A 16,765-nucleotide genomic window follows, 5' to 3' on the forward strand; every position below is an offset into this window, starting at 1 on the left:
ATTTTTTTAGCGTATCTGGCCCGTAACCGGAAAAACCGACGGTTATGCACCGGTTTTCGGGAGGATTACCCACGCATTGTTATGGCCGCCCGGCGGGCAGGATAAAGCCGGAACCTGAGCAGTCTGGAGCGTTTTCATGGTTTCATCCTTCCCCCGCCTTCTGCCCAATGGCCTTACAAAGGGTTGCGCACGCTGATGCCCGCTCCGTTTCATGCGAGCGGATATACCCACATCCTACTGACACTCGTCTCATCCGTCACATTTTGTGATCTCTTCCATAAAATATACAAAACAAACTATATAACCCAAAATAACGCTTTATAAGCCGTTAAAAAAGGCGATAGTGTAAATAAAACGAGTTTACAGGACATTTTATTGACAAATTAGTTTACTTTAAAAACTAAAAGGAATGAGACTTTGAAGCTGAATCTTCCCAATACATTAAGACAAATGAACGCCTCAGTGGTCCTCAACGTTATCCGCGAGAACTCTCCCCTTTCTCGCGCGCAGATAGCCAAAGTAACCGGAATAACTAAAGCAACGATTTCAGACATCGTTAGCGATCTGCTGGAAGAGAAAATTATCTATGAAAGTGGCGTAAGCGAAGACGGCGGCCTTGGGCGCAAAGGTATCCTGGTTAACTTCGATCCCAACCATGGACTAGGCATTGGCATTGATTTAGGTGGAACGAAAATCACCTTCTCACTCTTTAACCTCAACGCAGAACTGTTGGCCCGGCAGCAGGAATCGACCTATGACGTCGCAACGCGTCGGGAATTTCTCGACCTGTTCAGTGCCAGTATTCAGGCATTTATCGAACAGCAACATATACCTCGTGACAAGCTGAAAGTCATCGGCGTCGCAACACCGGGCATCGTTGACTATCGCAGCGGAACGGTACTCGAAGGTTCCCCTAACCTGCCGGAGTGGGACAACATTCCGCTTGCCGATGAATTAACCGCGCGTCTGAATATCAGGGTCGTACTGGAAAATGATATTCGGGCCGCGTTGATTGGCGAAATGTGGAGAGGAAAATGTCGGCATGTCCATAGCGCCGCGCTTATTGGTATTGGCACCGGCCTGGGCTCAGCGCTACTCATGGATGGAAAAATTATCAGGGGTATCAATAATGCGGCGGGTGAAATTGGCTATATGTTGTTTGAACGTAGCCACCTTAACCAGAACTGGAAAAATAAAGGCTGCTTCGAGAATTACTGCTCCGGTTCCGGGCTCAAGGAAAGAATGTCCGCGCTTAGCGGAAAAAACATGAACGCCCATGAAATACTCACCGCCGCCGCCAAAGGTGAAACTTTGCCAACCATGTTGTTAGAAGAGCTGGCAGATTACTTAACCATCGGCATTCTCAACATGGTGACGATTGCCAACCTTGAAAAGGTCATCCTCACGGGAGGTGTCTCCCAATCCGCAGCACTCTTTATGCCACGGGTACAGGCCAATCTCGACAGGCATTTGTTTGCCAACACCAGGGTATCCGTTGAGCTTTCCGAATTAAACGAAAAAGCACCGTTATATGGAATAGCTATGCTGGCGCTCCATGCGGTCTACCCATCAATTCAATTTATGCCTGACACACAACTTATATAAAGATTAACCCGCAGCCAGAACAAAAGGAGCATTCTATGGCCGGAATCCATCTTCACCCACACGATATTCTTGATGAAGGCGTCGATCCAATACTTGAACGCATTAACAAAATGAACGGCGTCGATCACCTCTTCGTCGAGGTCAATACCATCTTTGAACGCAACCCCTATCCTACTGGCCGGCTGCCGCACAATCCTAAGCATGAGTTTGTGCAAGGTACTGCCACACTGCATGCCAGACTCGACATGCCACCACAGCGTCTGCATCAGCGCGTGGATCCCACTATTCTTGCTGGTTCAGATCCTCTTCAGGATCTGAAGCGGGCAACCGATAACAGCCCGTATAAGGTGATCCCGTGGGTTAACATTCTCAATGGCGACTTTGCCGGACAGATCGAAAACAATCAGGTGATCGATTTTCGCGGCAACCCGGTTGAACACTGGCTATGCCCTAACGGACCGGACGTTATTGAGCTCTGGATAACGACGTTCAGCGCAATCAAAGCACAGTACGGTTATTCAACTTTCCTGATTGACCGCATCCGCTATCCCGACTGGGCAGGTAAGAACGTCAGCCCCAGAGGGTTATTCACCTGCTTCTGCCCGCACTGTCAGAATGAAATGGCCCGGGTCGGTATTAATGTAGATGCAGTACGCGTACGTCTGGAGACGCTGGCGTTTCAAATGCGGTCGGGCCAGTATGACGCCACTGCCGATGCGCTATTAAATGACGAACTGCTGCAACGCTGGATGGCGTTCCGCCAGCATAGCATCTCCCGCTTTGTACAGAACTTGCTGTCCGGAATTATCGACAGAGATACCGGGCGTAACGAGCTATGGCTCGATCTCTGGCCGCCAGCCTACGCCTGGATTTTAGGTCAGGATTATCAGGCCCTCACCCGCTCTGCCAAAGCGCTGAAGCATTTCCCCTACCACAAGCTCGGCGGCGGCGCGGACGTTCAGGGGCTCATTGAATATTTCGCCAAAGATGACGCACAGCATGAAAGCGCCTTCCGCGCCTTTATGCGCCTGTTCAATCTGCCCTACGACATCAGCTATCAACAGTTCAAAACGGAAGGCTTCCCGATCGAATTTGTTAAACAGCAAAACAACCTTGTCCGTGAAAAATCTCAGCCGGGGACCTTTATTTACAGCGGAATTCAGATGTGGAATTTGCCTCCATCGGCACTACTGGAAGCAATTAATGCGGCGGAACAGAGCGATTGCGACGATCTGCTTTATTACTGCTATGGCTGGGCAGAACAGTCACTTTTCGACACCGTAGGCAATCATTACCAATAACCTACTGGCTAACATAGGGAAATCAACGATGGCTAACCAACAAAAATGGAAAGTATTTTTCTTGCTGTTCGTCACCATGTTTCTTCTTGGCGGCATACAGAACACAAAGGGCCTGATACTTGAGCAGGTACAGCACGACATCAATCTGAACATGGGGCAAATAGGAACGCTGATCATGTTTTTCCAGATAGGCTTTCTGGTCGCCAGCCTGCTTACCGGCTACTTTACCGATAAAAAAGGGCTAAAGATCATGATGCTGATTGGTTCGCTGATGATGGCCGTCGGCCTGGTCGGAACCAGTCTGGCATTCAGCGTGCTGCTGTTTTTCGGCTTCTATCTAATTGTCGGTCTGGGCATCGGCTCGATGCTGGTATCAATCATTACCGTCATCCCGACCTTCTATAAAGAGAAATCCGGTATGATGTTCAACGTCTCCAACGCCATGTTCGGTGTTGGTATGATCGCCACTCCGCTGATTTTACAGCAGCTTTTTTCCCATCACATCTCATGGCGCCTGTTCTATGTTGGGATCGCCGTTATTGTCGCCATCATTATTCTGGTGCTCAGTAGCCTGAAGCTGGAAAAAGCGCAGGGTATGGACATGCAGCTCTCTGATTTTATGCATATTCTCGGCCAGAAACGCTTGATGCTGGTGATTGGTTTTATCCTGTTCTACGTCGCTGCCGAAGCCGCTTTCCTTAACTTTTTCCCTATATTCTACAGCTCGCTCGACATTGCTGGCGCTTCCGCGGAAGACAAGATGGTCACGGCGGCTTATGTCATCTCCAGTTTTGCCATGCTGTTCACCATCGGCCGTTTTATTGGCGGATTTATCAACCTTAAGCTCGGCGACCGTAATACTTTAATCCTGTTTTCTCTCTTGTCGCTGGTTGCCATTATTGCCAGCCGCTACTTCGCCAGCCAATTCGTTTATTTGTTTATGGTGTTCGGTTTTGCCATGTCGGTACTGTTCCCTACAGCCTCTGCGGTGGCGACTAAACTCACCGATAAAAGCGGTTCAACCATGGGACTGATTTACGTCGCCTCAGGAATGGGGGGCGCTTTTGCAGGCTGGCTTATTGGCCAGATATCCCAAATGTATGGTGTCTCTCTGGGCTTTAACTTGATTATCGCTTTCGTCGCAGTTTTCTTTATTCTTACCTTGTTTGTCAGAGACAATATAAAAAACTAAGCGCTGTGAGACAGCGATATCCCCCGGCATAATCTTTCCATTTTGCCGGGGGTCTCACATAATTATTCACCATATACCCTAAATAATTCGAGTCACATGACAAAACGGTTAACCATTTTGTCCTATTTGCGAAAATTATTGACATTAATCAAAACATCCACACCGTTTTTTGTTCAGAAAGGAATGAGGAAAAAGCAAAAAGGGAAATAATTATGAATGAACATGTAGAGGTAAAACTCGCTTTTCCTTTATGGAAAGGTATTCTGACAATAATAACAGGGTTATTAATCTGGTTTACCCCGCCACCCGTTGGCCTGGATGCGCTGGCCTGGCATATGTTTGCGATATTTGCCGCCACTATTTTCGCCATCATATTAAAAGTCATGCCGATGGGTGCCGTAACGATGGTAGCGCTGGTTATTTCCACGATAACCGGCCTTACCCCTATTTCAGGAGGTGGAGGTACAGGAAAAGTAACGGCGCTGTCAGGTTTTTCAAATGGTACGATCTGGCTTATTGGTATAGCCATGTTCATTTCCCGCGCGGTAATTAAAACCGGGTTAGGGAGACGGGTAGCGCTGTGGTTCATCTCAAAATGCGGCTATAGCATGCTGGGCGTCGCCTACGGACTGGCTCTTTCCGATCTGGTTCTCGGCCCCGGTATCCCATCAGCCTCCGCCCGTGGCGGCGGTATAATGTATCCGATAACCCAGTCTATCGCCTCCGCTTATAAGTCAGAACCCGGCCCTACCGCCAGGAGAGCGGGGGCTTTTCTGATGATTTGCGTTTCTCAAATAGATGCCATCATCTGCGCAATGTTTCTTACCGCGATGGCTGGTAATCCATTAATAGCCGAGCTGGCTTTCAGTCAGGGTATTCAGATTAACTGGATGACCTGGTTTCTGGGGGCAATCGTCCCTGGTATACTTGCGCTGGTGATAATTCCCCTGTGTCTTTATTTTCTATATCCGCCAGAGTTAAAAAAGACACCAGAAATCCCCGGCATCGCACGTGAAGAATTGCGGAAAATGGGAGCCATGACACTTGCAGAGAAAATCCTGGCATTCGATTTTGTATTGCTAATCCTTCTGTGGACAGCTGGAGATATTCTTTTCAATATTCCCGCCACACTCTCGGCATTTATTGGCCTGGTCATTTTGCTTCTCTCTAATATAATGTCGTGGAAAAATATCATTGAAGAGAAAACGGCCTGGGATACTATGTTCTGGTTTGCCGTATTGGTCATGATGGCAAATGCGCTGAATAAATATGGTATGATAACCTGGATTTCAAAGGGCATCGTCGGCTATGTCGGTCACTTTGACTGGCTGTTAGTATTCATTGTGCTGATACTTGTATACTTTTATACCCGCTATTTCTTTGCTTCCGCAATGGCGCATATTTCTGCAATGTATCTTGCTTTTCTGGCTGTGTCGGTATCCGTTGGCGTCCCTCCACTGCTTGCCGCACTGACGCTGGGATATACTTCCAATCTCTCAATGGGCCTGACTCAGTACTCAGGCGGTCCGGGGCCTGCACTATTTGGCTCGGGATATAATACTACAGGCCAGTGGTGGGGAATAAGCTTCCTGGTTTCCATTGTATCTATTGCGATCTGGCTATTAGCCGGCGGGATGTGGATGAAAATTATTGGCCTCTGGTAGGCAAAAATAAGTTTCCAGGCGTGCGTTATCCCTAAAGGGTGAGGCCAAAGCAAGTAACACGGAACGACAAATCTGTCAGCAACAAATTTGAATCCGGGGAAGCGACCAGCGGAAGGGACGAGTCTCATGGATGAGGCGAGTGACTCAGAAGCCAACACATATGTAACTTGACGTATGACGAGTAGAGATACCCAGGATCCTCTTTTTATGTGCGCGGTATAGCGCCGCCGTACCATATTGGTGCGCCCTGCACTGCCGTAATGCATCGTGAACTTTCCGTTCCCCCACCTATCCGCTGAATAAGCGGATTTAAAAACTGGCATATTCATTGCTTATTTACCCGTACCGCGTCCTGCAGTGCAGGAACAGGCACCGTAGCCTGGTAAGCGGCTTGTGGCTAATTGCCACTTGAATACATCGATTTCAGGCGAAGAAGCCCTGCCGGCAATGCTGTCGGCGGGGCTTTTTTTTGGAGTAAATCTATGAGCAAGTTAAAAGCATGGTTTCAGGGACCACAAGATATCACCGAAGCAGAAGCCGTTGAGGATTATGCGGTTGGCCGTGTACCGTCGCATTATCGCTGGCCTATCCCGGCCATTATTCTGGTATTGCTCGGCAATTCTACCGCCATGTTCTGGTTCAGTCTTGGCGCCGACATGAGTTACCAGGTCGGCTGGCCAATGCTCCTGTTACCGATTGGTTATATGGTCGTGTTCGCCACTTTAATTGGCTCCTGCATTATGAAAATGGCGAGTAAAGAGGGACTCTCTCTCAATCTGATGACGCGCGGACTGGGATTCGGCTATATGGGATCAGCATTTACCTCGCTGATTTACGCCATCAATTTCATCTTCTATTTCCTGTTTGAAGGCACCATCGTTTCTCACGCCATCGCCAACTACGCGGGCGTACCGGTTAACTCATTCACAGGAATTGCCATCTTTGCGCTCATGGGGCTGGCGGCGATCTGGTTCGTCTGGAAAGGGATGTCATCAATGCAGTTTCTGCAAACCTGGGGCGTTCCCATCTTCATCCTGTTGTTCGGATTCTGTATCTGGCAGTTAACGCACCACTATCCGGCGGTCGGCTTTAGCGGCTGGCAGCCAAAAGCGGAAGTCGACAGCAACGCACTATGGCTGGTGATGAATATGGCGAACGGACAGATCGTCTTTCAGGGACTGATGGCTACCGATTACGGTCGTTTTGCCCGCCCGGGCATTAGCCATAAAGGCACCGCCACCATTATGTTGGGTATGCTGATCCCAATTGTGGTCGTGATGCTCTTCGGCGCGTTTATGGCCTACACATTGATGCCACATATTCAAGGGCAAGATATCTGGTCATTGGCGCTCGATCCGGGCTTTGTCTTCCCGCTGATTATCGGCCTGACTGGCGTGTTATTTGCCGTAATCACTCAAATTCGTATTAACGTGCTCAACCTCTACTCCGGTTCGATCGCCCTGTCGAATACGATGGATATGGCGTTTAACTATCGTCCGGGGCGTCAGTGGTGGATGTTACTGGTTTGGCTGCTTGGCGTCGTGTTCTATATCTGCAACATACTGCAGTATACCGGTACTTTCCTGTCAATCACCGGCATCCTCACTAACACCTGGGTGTTTATCATCCTCGCGGATTATTTCATCTGCCGCAAAATGTTGCATCTGGCTCCCTCTGATTTTGTTGAGTTCCGTAAAGAGTATCTCCACATGTGGAATCCGTCAGGCGTGATTGCATTGTGTGTTGCCGTTGCGACGGGTGCTGCTGGCGTGCTTGGTTTTTATCCGATGGTTTACGCCTCGTTTATCGCCATGCTGATTGGCCCGGTACTGCACGTTGCGATCAGCGTTGCCACGCGCGGCTGCTATTACTTCAAAACGTTTCCTGAAGATATGCAAACCAACTGGAAACCCTCGGATGCCTATCAGGGACCGAAACCGGTATTTAATTCGTTACTGAGCAAGGAGGCAGAATAATGAGTATCAAAGTCGCGACTATTCAGTTTGAGCCAACGCAGTTCCGTAAAGATGAGAATGTCACTCGCCTGCTGACACTAGCAACAGATGCAGCACGTGATGGCGCACGTTTAATTGTTATGCCTGAAATGGCCACGACGGGCTACTGCTGGCAGGATCGCGCGGAAGTCGCACCTTATGTCGAAACCGCTGACGGTGCCACCAGCCAGGCTTTTGCCGTTATCGCGCGCGAATTTAACTGTTTCCTGGTGTTCGGTATGCCGGAGCGCGATCCCGTTACCGACCTTTATTATAACAGTGCCGTACTGGTTGGGCCGCAAGGGGTGATCGGTGTGCACCGTAAAACCCATCCCTATATCTCCGAACCCAAATGGGCGGCCAATGGCGATACTGGACATCAGGTATTCCATACCGACATTGGTAGTATTGCGCTATTAATTTGCATGGATATTCACTTTATCGAAACCGCGCGTCTGGCGGCTCTAGGCGGCGCACAGATTATCTGCCACATCAGCAACTGGCTGGCTGAACGCACCCCAGCCCCTTACTGGCTGACTCGCGGTTGGGAGAATGGCTGCGCGCTGATCGAAAGTAATCGCTGGGGCTGGGAGCGAGGCGTGCAGTTCAGCGGCGGCAGTTGTATCGTTGATAATCACGGTAATCTCCTGGCCTGTTGTGATAGCGGCGATCGGATCCTCAGCGCTGAACTGCAGTTGCCAGAGAATAATCCTCAGTTGCGCAAACGGCGACCTGAACTGTATCAACGTTTAATGACCAATACCTGGCTGTGGAATCCTCAGGATTTTTTTGGTTTGTACGGGTTCAATCCCCTGCCTGGCGGCAAAAATTCCCGTATTGCAGTCGCGCAATTTCACCCCGAAAGCGATGTTGAAGCAAATCTGTCGCAGATACGACACTGGGCGCAACGGGCAAAATCGGAGGGCGTGGAGCTGCTGGTATTGCCGGAGCGTTCGCTGACCGGTGGCGATCGCAACAACAATGCGCTGACGACTGGTGATGCATCAATACAGGCGCTTATAACCCTGGCGATGGAGCTGGATATCGCGCTGCTGGCGGGATTTGCCGAACGCGAAGGCGATCGCTTCTACAACAGCGCTGTTCTGGTGAGCAGCGCCGGGCTGAATGCGCATTATCGCCAGCTTCATCTTAGTGAAGAAGATCAGCAATGGGCCAGCGCGGGTAATCAGTGGGTGGCCTGCGATCTGCCATGCGGGCGGGTCGGTATTTTACTTGGTGAAGACCTGCTGGTTCCGGAAGCCGCACGGATTCTGGCTCTGGAAGGCTGCGATATTATCGCCTGCCCGGCAAAACTCAATTCCCCCACGCCAATGGCGCATGCAGGCACGGCAATCCCGCATGTCTGGCCGATCCCTTGTGGAGCGGATCCATACCACTGGCTGCTGCCACGCGTACGCGCAGGTGAGAATAATGTCTGGCTGGCCTTTGCCAACTGGCCTCAGGCTGAAGAAGAAAGTTTTGGTTTAAGCGGCGTGTTTGGCCCGGACACCTTTGCTTTTCCGCGTACAGAATCTAAAGTCATTGGCGAAAAAGGCCTGTCCGTGCTGGATATAACTACCGGCTCAGCGGATTCCACGTATCCTGATCATGTGGTAAGACGTAAAGATCTGGTGCTCATGCGTCAGCCGCATTACTACACTCCGCTGGTGGTTCGCCAGCCGCTATAACCGCAAACGCGGCCTGCGGGCCGCGTTGATTCAGGAGAAAATATGTCCGCAACTCAGCCGTTGCTGCCAAAAAGTATTATTCCAGTCGGTATTCTTTATTCCGTTTCAGGTGATTATGCGGTGATCGGGCGAGAAATGCTCAACGGCATTCTGCTGGCGATTGAAGAGATAAACGCTAACCCCACTTACGGATTTACCCTTGCCCCGGTGGTGCGCGATCCGAGAGGCTCGTTGGATCACTATTATGAGTATTGCCACGACTTACTTTATCGTCACGGCGTTCGCCATGTGATCGGCTGTTACACATCTGCGGCGCGCAAAACAATTCTGCCGCTCATCGAAGGGGCGAATGCGTTGTTGTGGCATTCCGCTCGCTATGAAGGCTTTGAAAGCAGCAACAATGTGATTTACCTGGGCGCAACGCCCAATCAGCATGTTTTGCCACTCTTGAGCTGGCTGTTACAGCAGCGCGAGGCGGAGATCTATCATGTTGGCTCTAATTATGTCTGGTCATGGGAGATGGATCGCATCACGCGTGAAGCCGTCATCCCTGCCGGTGGCAGCGTGATACAGAGCAAACTGCTGCCCCTTGGCGAAGAAAATGTTGATGAGTTAATTGCCGACATTATTGCCTGTCGTCCCAAAGTGATTCTGAATACTATGGTCGGCAAAAGCGCCTACAGTTTTTACCGTGCCTGGCATCGCGCCTGCCAGCAGCAGCCGTGGCTGCAAGATCTGTTGAAAATGAGCCTGACGCTGTGTGAACCGGAAGTCCAGTTGATTGGCGCGGAGGCTTTAGAAGGTTATCTGGTATCTGCAAGCTGGTTTCAGTCTATTGACAGTCCAGCCAATCGTCATTTTCTGAGCAGCTATCGCCAGCGCTTTGGTGAACATGCCTCTCCGTCGGTAGACAGCCTGAGCGCCTGGCTAGCCGGACATTTGCTGGCAAGAGCCATCGCACGCCACGGCAACGCCGAAGTCGACGGCGTACGCAATGCCGCATTACTGGATGAAATGGATTCACCAGCCGGCCAGATTCGTCTTGACGCCGATAATAATCATTGCTGGTTAACCCCGCATCTCGCGCGCTGCCATAACGGCAGGCTGGAGAGCTTCTGGCAGGCCGATGAAGCGGTAAAACCGGATCCCTGGCTGGCCTGGGTGGATCTCGGCAGCCTCGGCCCCCAAGGAGGCAGCGCATGAGTCGAAAAAACGTGCAGATGCGTGGGGTAAAAGTATGCGTGATCGGCTGTTCTGAGCGCGATAATCAGCATCTGGCGCAGCAGTTCGGTCGTATTGGCATACAGGGAACGTTTTGCTCTGCGTTTCCTGACGACACACAGTTGGCTGACCAGCAGTTGCTGATGTTTGACGGAGATAATCCCGCCCTGTTTCATCCCACCAATAAACTGCCCTGGCCCGCGTTGCCCAAAATTGCCCTTACCGCCATTGAAACGCCATCGCGTTTACAGTGGATTGCTGAACAGAATATTGACAGCTATATGCGTAAACCGGTGCGCTTTGATGGGGTCATGACAGCCTTTACGCTGGCGCTTAACAATGCGGCTCGCATTAACCTTCTGGAAGCCCAGCTCAGACGCCAGGAAGAACGACTGCGGGCGCGAAAATTCCTCTTCTCCGCACAGCTACGGGTAATGCATGAGTTACAACTGGGAGAAGATGACGCCTACAACCTGCTGCGCCGCGCGTCCATGTCACAACACATGACGATCGAAAACCTCAGTTGTGAGTTATTGAACGACACGGTGCCCTGGCTAAACCGCTTGAAATCACTGATAGCGGAATAGCATAGCAGGTACGACTTCAAATGCTTTGCTTTTAACCGTAAGAAGCATACCCGCCGTAAGCGTTAATAAACCGTACAATCGTCGTTATTGGGTCACGTTGTCCGGTGAAAAAAGCCAGAATCGGATGTCAACGCTGCTTGCTGCGCCCCACCAGAGAAGGACTCAGGGGCAGTTCAGCGTGGCATCATACACCCGGCTGTATGCACCCGGTTCTGCGTCCGGCGCCGCCACCATGGATATCGATGTGGATTGCCCCTGCTGGATAGTCAGACGCTCTGGCTCTTCCCCGGCATCGTTGAAACGTACAGTCATACCGCTCGTCGCCGCATCAGATACCCGCCGCAGCGTGCCGCTCCCCCCGGAAGGCGGAGGAATCAGTTGTGCTTCCGTTGTTTCGCCTGCGCTAATGGCCGGAAACATGTAGTTAACCCCGGTGTTCCAGGTTGCGGTTGTGATTTCCATCGAAGGTATATCACCAAGGGAGACCGAGAAAACATGTGAATAGGAGTCTTCTATTAATATACGATAAGGCGGGTTAGACGGTACCTGCCTGCTCTCATCAAACTGCAGACGCAGATGAGCCGTTTGTTCAGCAGATCCTCCTGGCTGCAGGTTATTGCTGCGGGTATAGGTTAAATGATGATGCTGATCGTCAAAAAATGCACTTCCTGTAATATGCGCACATCGCAGGTTCGTCGTTTCACTTGTACAAATTTTTGAGTCAGCTGCGATGCGCCAGGCATCCGCAGGCACTGCAGATGATGAGTTATCATAGACAACCGCCCGCAGATAAGCCGTATCGCGCAAGTTCAGCCAAGGAGTATCAGTATCAGTGTATGTCGCGTAAGCCTCTGAGACGCCACTCAGAACAAGCTTACTGCACGCCATATCAGCGAGAGCGTAATGCGGTGTACTCATTAGACACATTAGTAAAATACGGTTCACGGGAAGCCTTTATATCATTTGTTTATTCATAAGGCAGAGAGCGCTTCATCCTGCCCCCCGGCACTGACTGCACTGTCCGGCACTCAGTTATAGTTAAAATTCAACGTCACCTGGGACAAAAAACGCCCCCCGGTCACCGTACCCGGCGCTGTCGCCACATACCCGACCCTGAACGTGTAACTGCCCTTGCCCGAAGACGGGATCACACTGACATTCGTGCTGCCGGATGGCAGCATCGTTGTGCCCGACAGATCCTGCAGACGCAGCGCCACCCCCGTGGAGTCACCCGTGTTGCTGAACAGGGTGTCGTTCTGCTCGTCCGGCGTCCCTGATGGCACTATCTTTACCGACGTCACCCCCGCCCCACAGGTAATACTCACCGGCACATCCTTCAGTTTCTTCACCGCCGTATCCGTGAACTCACGCGTGCCAATGTCATCCAGCACCACCGTTGATGTCACATCATCAAACGTACAAGTCTTATTGACCACCATTCCTGTGAAGGTGACTATCTGAGTGGGATCGGCGGCCACCGCGTCAGTCTGTGATATCAGACTGACCAGCAGGCCTGCTGTCATCACTGACGCCATGTGTGCAGCGATATTCATCATCATTCTGTCTGTCCTCCCTTCTCTCACCGGCAGACGCCACTGGTCCGGATAACCGCATTCGCCCTGTCCGCTTCAGTCAGCTGATACTCAGCGCGGCACTGCTGCCCGGCACCGTCGCCCCAGCGAGCCGTCACTTCACCTTTCTCTTCCAGCCCCGACAGATACACCTGACCGCCGTCTGCCACGATTCCGCTGCTCTCGCCGGCCGTGACCATCGTCCCGAACGGTAACGGTTTTCCGTTGTGGGTCATCGTCATCAGTACGCGGTAGCCCCGACGGGCCTTAAACTCTGCCCGCACCACCGCGCCCTTTGTCGGCACAATCCGGGCGACGCTGTTATCCACATCCGTATGCTCATCCAGTGATTCGGTATCCACCTGTATCCGGTTTTCCCGGTACGCCGACACATAAGGCTTGATGGTGTATCCCCGCCAGTCGGTGAAGACGCCCGGCTCATTTTTCACCCCAACATTCGGGACGCCCGGCGTGGCGATCAGGACAGTGGTGTCCCCCAAAGGCTGGCCAATGGTCAGCCCGTTACGGTGCAGCAGGGCGCCCCCGGCCAGACCATAACTGATCTGCCGCCAGTCACGGCTGTGGCTGTAGCCCAGGTTCCCGTTACCGTAGATCCCCCGGTAATTCAGGCTGACGTTGCCGCTGGTTCCCTGGCTCCGGGAATATCCCTGCGAGACGTTCCAGTCCAGATTACCGTCCCTCAAAAACTTGCCGCTCAGCCCAGACTGCTGACTGACCTGATTGTTGCTGTCACGACGACTGCTGAACGTGGCGTACACCGGGTTTGCAGATTGCCTGCCCAGCAGCCTGTCAAACGGCACCGACAGAGAAAGGCTGATACTGCGGTCCGTATAAGACGGGGCGTTGTCGTTTTTGTAACGGGTGAGGCCGTAGTTCAGCGAGTAGTTCACCGGTCCGAGGCTGTTACTGTAACCGATGCGCAGTGACGCGTTGCCAGCAGAGGTGTTCCAGTAGGTCTGGCGCATCCCGGTCAGCCAGACTGAACCGTAATCCCCCAGAGACTGCGAGATATCCGCCTCAATACGCGCACGTTTGCTGTTGTTCAGGTTGTAATAGTCCGAACGGGTGTCTGTCACCGGGTTACCGTCATTATCCAGTCCCGTATGATCATACAAACGGCCGGACATCGTCTTCAGCGCCGTCTCATCCAGAGTGTGGAATCCCCGCGTGGAGTAGCGGTAACCGGTCAGACGGAAGGTGGTGCCCGTCGGGTTAAAGCCGAAGGCATACAGAAAGCGCAGAGACTGCCCCTGATGCCCGCTGCCGTCAGCCAGGGTGCTGTCTGCGTGGGTGATATCCACAGATACCGCCCCCGTTCGCCCCATATTGACGCCGACGCCGGACTGTACCGCCAGATAGTCTGATGAGAACTGCGCGCCGCCGTAGAGCGTCGTATCATGAGGCAGGCCCCATATCAGGGTGCCCTGGGCAAATGACGGTTTGTCATAATGGTCACTGCTACCGCGATAGTTGCCCGCTGTCAGGCTGTATTTTATCCGTCCTTCACGCTGCAGCGTCGGCAGGGAGGTATACGGCACCGTAAACACCCGGACGCTGCCGCCAGCCTCCCGGATACTTACTTCCAGGTCACCGCTGGAGTTTACCGGGCTGAGGTCGGTTATCTCAAACGCCCCTGGCGCGATGGTGGTGCGGTAGATGATGTATCCATTCTGCCGAATGCTGACTTCCGCATTGCTTTCCGCCACGCCGCGCACTATCGGTGCAAACCCTCGGAGGGTGTCCGGGTACATATTATCGTTGCTGGAAAGCTGCACGCCCGTGAAGCCCAGGGAGTCAAATACCTCACTCCCGGTGGTGCTCTCGCCCAGTACCAGGGTGCTTCTCAACGGTGCAACGGTCCGCTCCGCGTAGGTCCTTATACGCTGCCAGCGATGGCGGTTGCCGTCATTACTGTCATAGTAGTTCCAGTTCCTGTCGTCACGCAGACGCCAGGCCCCCAGATTCAGCCCGCTGCCCAGACTAAGAAAATAACTCCGGTTGTCGCGGCGACTGCCGGAACGGTCGGTGCCGCTGAAACGGTAACTGAGCAGCGCGGCGTTAATCCCCTCGTCCCACTGTTCCGGATCAATATCACCGCGGGCCCGATTACGGGTTGCCCGTTGCGGCACGCTGAGGTCAAGGCGCAGTCGGGAAAAATCGAACTGACTGAAAGCGCCGGGGACATATTCAGCCGGGTTGACGCACTGTTCCTCATCGAGCGCCATCAGCGCCGGGAACATCTCCACCTTTACGCCAGCACTGCCCAGAAACTTTCGGCTCAGGCAGGGCGCCAGACCGGTGTCATCCCGGATGACAGCGTTCGTCTCACCCGGTTTTATCGCATCAAAGCGCACGGACTGGCGTCGGACAAAGGTCTGGTTCAGGTAAATATCAACGTCATACACACCGGGCAACTGGGAGCCGTCCGCCCGGAACTGCGACAAATCAGCAATTCCGTCACCGTCTGCAGAAATCATCTCAGGCGGGAAAAAAAGTTCAGCGCAGGCAGATGAGGTACACAGACCGGACAATAAAAATGCCAGCGGTGTTTTTTTTGGTAATAACATTATTTATCCACTGAATTCACAGAAAAACAGGCAATGACAACCTCATGACGCGCAAGGCTGCGCGGTTAAAAATGCCGGATTTGTTCATCCGTGATGCCGCCAAAGTCATTAATGGTACGAAAACTCAGGGTTCCGGCGCCGCCTGAAGGCAGGGTAAGGCTCGCCGTTCCGAAAGGCGGCGTCATCACCGTCTTTTTCACCGCCTTATTCCCGGCTTTTATTTGCGTGATGGTGATGTAGTAAGGGGTCGGATTGCGGATGACCAGTTGAGCCCCGCTGCGGCTGACTTTCAGTTGCGACGGCGCTTCTGCCGGAGAGGGCTTCAGGCCAGACGGGCGGACAAACAGCTTGATGCGGGTGGATGCAGACAGCATCAGGACGTTTTTGCCGCTGATTTCCGCTTTATCAACGGCCGGAATAGCTTTGGACGTCAGGTAATACAGGGACTCGCGGTCGGTTGGCAGGGTCGGACCGGCATACATCAAACGCAGAGTGTTCTCGCTGCCGGGATTACTGACGTAAAGGGGCGGCGTGACAATAAAATCGGAGGTTTTGTTGCCGTGCTGGTTTTCAGCCCAGGACTGCACCATAAAGCGCGAGGCACTCGAGGTGTTACGCACGGAAATGCTGGCCTCTTTCTGACCAGCCGGGTAGATAATGCGGGTCCCCCCCAGCACAATCCCGCCTGCATGGGCGGTAACAGAGACAAAACAGGCCATCAGTAAAGCTGACGCTGCCAGGGTTCGGGTAAAAAAAGACATTGAAATCTCCTCGCAGGCTGATGATCTCCCCTGACCAGAGTCAGGGGAACGTTTCTGTTACTGATAGCTCACAGTAAAGTTCGCCGTGGCGTTGGCAGAACCAGCCTTCACTTTCTCTCCCATCGCCACATAACGGGCGGCGAATTCCAGTTCATTGGTGCCTTCTGTCAGAGTTTTAACGACTGTACCGCTCAACGACACTGGGACACTGTCGTCCAGGATTTGAACACCGACACCAGTGGTATCAATGTCGTCAGTAGACATCGCCGTATTGCCGAAACCCGCGATATTGCCGGTGAAAGAGATGACCGCGTCATTAGTGCCCAGAGGACAATCTTCCAGAGTAATCGTGAACGGTGCTTCCGTGCTGACGGAACCAGATCCGGTGAACGTGCTGGCCGCCACGTCTCCCAGAATGACGGTCTGGTCTTTGGAGATATCAGCCAGGCTGCAGGTTTGTTCCACGATATTACCGGTGAAATTAATTGTGCTGCCATCACCTTCAGCAGCCAGTACGGAAGACGCCATAAAAAGAGCCGGAACAGCAATAGCCAATAATTTCATTTTCATAAATAGACACTCTCTGTTGATTT

The 16,765-nt window shown here is 52.3% G+C and carries 13 protein-coding genes; 8 read left to right on the plus strand and 5 right to left on the minus strand.

The genetic code is table 11. The features are described from left to right. Positions 1-417 precede the first annotated feature (417 nt). The 8 genes from FN037_RS07150 (at position 418) to FN037_RS07185 (ending at position 11,252) form a co-directional block, all read left to right on the plus strand. Positions 418-1,605, plus strand: a complete 1,188-nt coding sequence (locus FN037_RS07150; RefSeq protein WP_260607811.1) for an ROK family transcriptional regulator — start codon at positions 418-420, stop codon at positions 1,603-1,605. A gap of 35 nt (positions 1,606-1,640) precedes the next feature. Next, positions 1,641-2,906 (plus strand): hypothetical protein, encoded by a 1,266-nt coding sequence (locus FN037_RS07155; protein ID WP_138363253.1) that lies wholly within the window; start codon positions 1,641-1,643, stop codon positions 2,904-2,906. A gap of 28 nt (positions 2,907-2,934) precedes the next feature. After that, positions 2,935-4,098 (plus strand): MFS transporter, encoded by a 1,164-nt coding sequence (locus FN037_RS07160; RefSeq protein ID WP_142501830.1) that lies wholly within the window; start codon positions 2,935-2,937, stop codon positions 4,096-4,098. A 212-nt stretch (positions 4,099-4,310) separates the two neighbouring features. After that, entirely contained in the window at positions 4,311-5,762 is a 1,452-nt protein-coding gene (locus FN037_RS07165) for a DASS family sodium-coupled anion symporter (RefSeq protein WP_138363255.1), read from the plus strand. 482 nt (positions 5,763-6,244) lie between these two features. After that, entirely contained in the window at positions 6,245-7,738 is a 1,494-nt protein-coding gene (locus FN037_RS07170) for a cytosine permease (protein WP_142501831.1), read from the plus strand. Next, positions 7,738-9,444 (plus strand): nitrilase-related carbon-nitrogen hydrolase, encoded by a 1,707-nt coding sequence (locus tag FN037_RS07175; protein ID WP_142501832.1) that lies wholly within the window; start codon positions 7,738-7,740, stop codon positions 9,442-9,444. The genes FN037_RS07170 and FN037_RS07175 overlap by 1 nt, the downstream gene beginning before the upstream one ends. Positions 9,445-9,486: 42 nt before the next feature. Beyond that, positions 9,487-10,647: a transporter substrate-binding domain-containing protein gene (locus tag FN037_RS07180; RefSeq protein ID WP_142501833.1), complete on the plus strand. Its 1,161-nt coding sequence runs from the start codon at positions 9,487-9,489 to the stop codon at positions 10,645-10,647. Next, entirely contained in the window at positions 10,644-11,252 is a 609-nt protein-coding gene (locus tag FN037_RS07185) for an ANTAR domain-containing response regulator (protein ID WP_142501834.1), read from the plus strand. The genes FN037_RS07180 and FN037_RS07185 overlap by 4 nt, the downstream gene beginning before the upstream one ends. Before the next feature lie 162 nt (positions 11,253-11,414). Here the strand turns inward: FN037_RS07185 and FN037_RS07190 are convergent, their stop codons facing one another. From FN037_RS07190 to FN037_RS07210, 5 genes are all read right to left on the minus strand, one after another. Continuing rightward, on the minus strand, positions 11,415-12,170 hold the full coding sequence (locus tag FN037_RS07190) for a hypothetical protein (RefSeq protein WP_138363027.1): 756 nt from the start codon (positions 12,168-12,170) through the stop codon (positions 11,415-11,417). A gap of 110 nt (positions 12,171-12,280) precedes the next feature. Continuing rightward, a complete protein-coding gene (locus FN037_RS07195; RefSeq protein ID WP_142501835.1) occupies positions 12,281-12,811 on the minus strand; it encodes a fimbrial protein in 531 nt (176 codons plus the stop codon). A 20-nt stretch (positions 12,812-12,831) separates the two neighbouring features. Further along, on the minus strand, positions 12,832-15,411 hold the full coding sequence (locus FN037_RS07200; RefSeq protein ID WP_260607812.1) for a fimbria/pilus outer membrane usher protein: 2,580 nt from the start codon (positions 15,409-15,411) through the stop codon (positions 12,832-12,834). A gap of 65 nt (positions 15,412-15,476) precedes the next feature. Beyond that, positions 15,477-16,172 (minus strand): fimbria/pilus periplasmic chaperone, encoded by a 696-nt coding sequence (locus tag FN037_RS07205; RefSeq protein ID WP_142501836.1) that lies wholly within the window; start codon positions 16,170-16,172, stop codon positions 15,477-15,479. A 57-nt stretch (positions 16,173-16,229) separates the two neighbouring features. Next, entirely contained in the window at positions 16,230-16,742 is a 513-nt protein-coding gene (locus tag FN037_RS07210) for a fimbrial protein (protein ID WP_138363024.1), read from the minus strand. Between the last annotated feature and the right edge of the window lie 23 nt (positions 16,743-16,765).

Origin of the sequence: Klebsiella sp. 2680 (assembly GCF_900198535.1) — a bacterium.
Classification (GTDB): domain Bacteria; phylum Pseudomonadota; class Gammaproteobacteria; order Enterobacterales; family Enterobacteriaceae; genus Klebsiella; species Klebsiella indica.

Excerpts from the sequence above, each read along its gene's own strand:
- FN037_RS07155 (WP_138363253.1), top strand. The coding sequence starts at position 1,641 with ATGGCCGGAATCCATCTTCACCCACACGATATTCTTGATGAAGGCGTC.
- FN037_RS07160 (WP_142501830.1), top strand. The coding sequence starts at position 2,935 with ATGGCTAACCAACAAAAATGGAAAGTATTTTTCTTGCTGTTCGTCACC.
- FN037_RS07165 (WP_138363255.1), top strand. The coding sequence starts at position 4,311 with ATGAATGAACATGTAGAGGTAAAACTCGCTTTTCCTTTATGGAAAGGT.
- FN037_RS07170 (WP_142501831.1), top strand. The coding sequence starts at position 6,245 with ATGAGCAAGTTAAAAGCATGGTTTCAGGGACCACAAGATATCACCGAA.
- FN037_RS07175 (WP_142501832.1), top strand. The coding sequence starts at position 7,738 with ATGAGTATCAAAGTCGCGACTATTCAGTTTGAGCCAACGCAGTTCCGT.
- FN037_RS07180 (WP_142501833.1), top strand. The coding sequence starts at position 9,487 with ATGTCCGCAACTCAGCCGTTGCTGCCAAAAAGTATTATTCCAGTCGGT.
- FN037_RS07185 (WP_142501834.1), top strand. The coding sequence starts at position 10,644 with ATGAGTCGAAAAAACGTGCAGATGCGTGGGGTAAAAGTATGCGTGATC.
- FN037_RS07190 (WP_138363027.1), bottom strand. The coding sequence starts at position 12,170 with ATGAGTACACCGCATTACGCTCTCGCTGATATGGCGTGCAGTAAGCTT.
- FN037_RS07195 (WP_142501835.1), bottom strand. The coding sequence starts at position 12,811 with ATGATGATGAATATCGCTGCACACATGGCGTCAGTGATGACAGCAGGC.
- FN037_RS07200 (WP_260607812.1), bottom strand. The coding sequence starts at position 15,411 with ATGTTATTACCAAAAAAAACACCGCTGGCATTTTTATTGTCCGGTCTG.
- FN037_RS07205 (WP_142501836.1), bottom strand. The coding sequence starts at position 16,172 with ATGTCTTTTTTTACCCGAACCCTGGCAGCGTCAGCTTTACTGATGGCC.
- FN037_RS07210 (WP_138363024.1), bottom strand. The coding sequence starts at position 16,742 with ATGAAAATGAAATTATTGGCTATTGCTGTTCCGGCTCTTTTTATGGCG.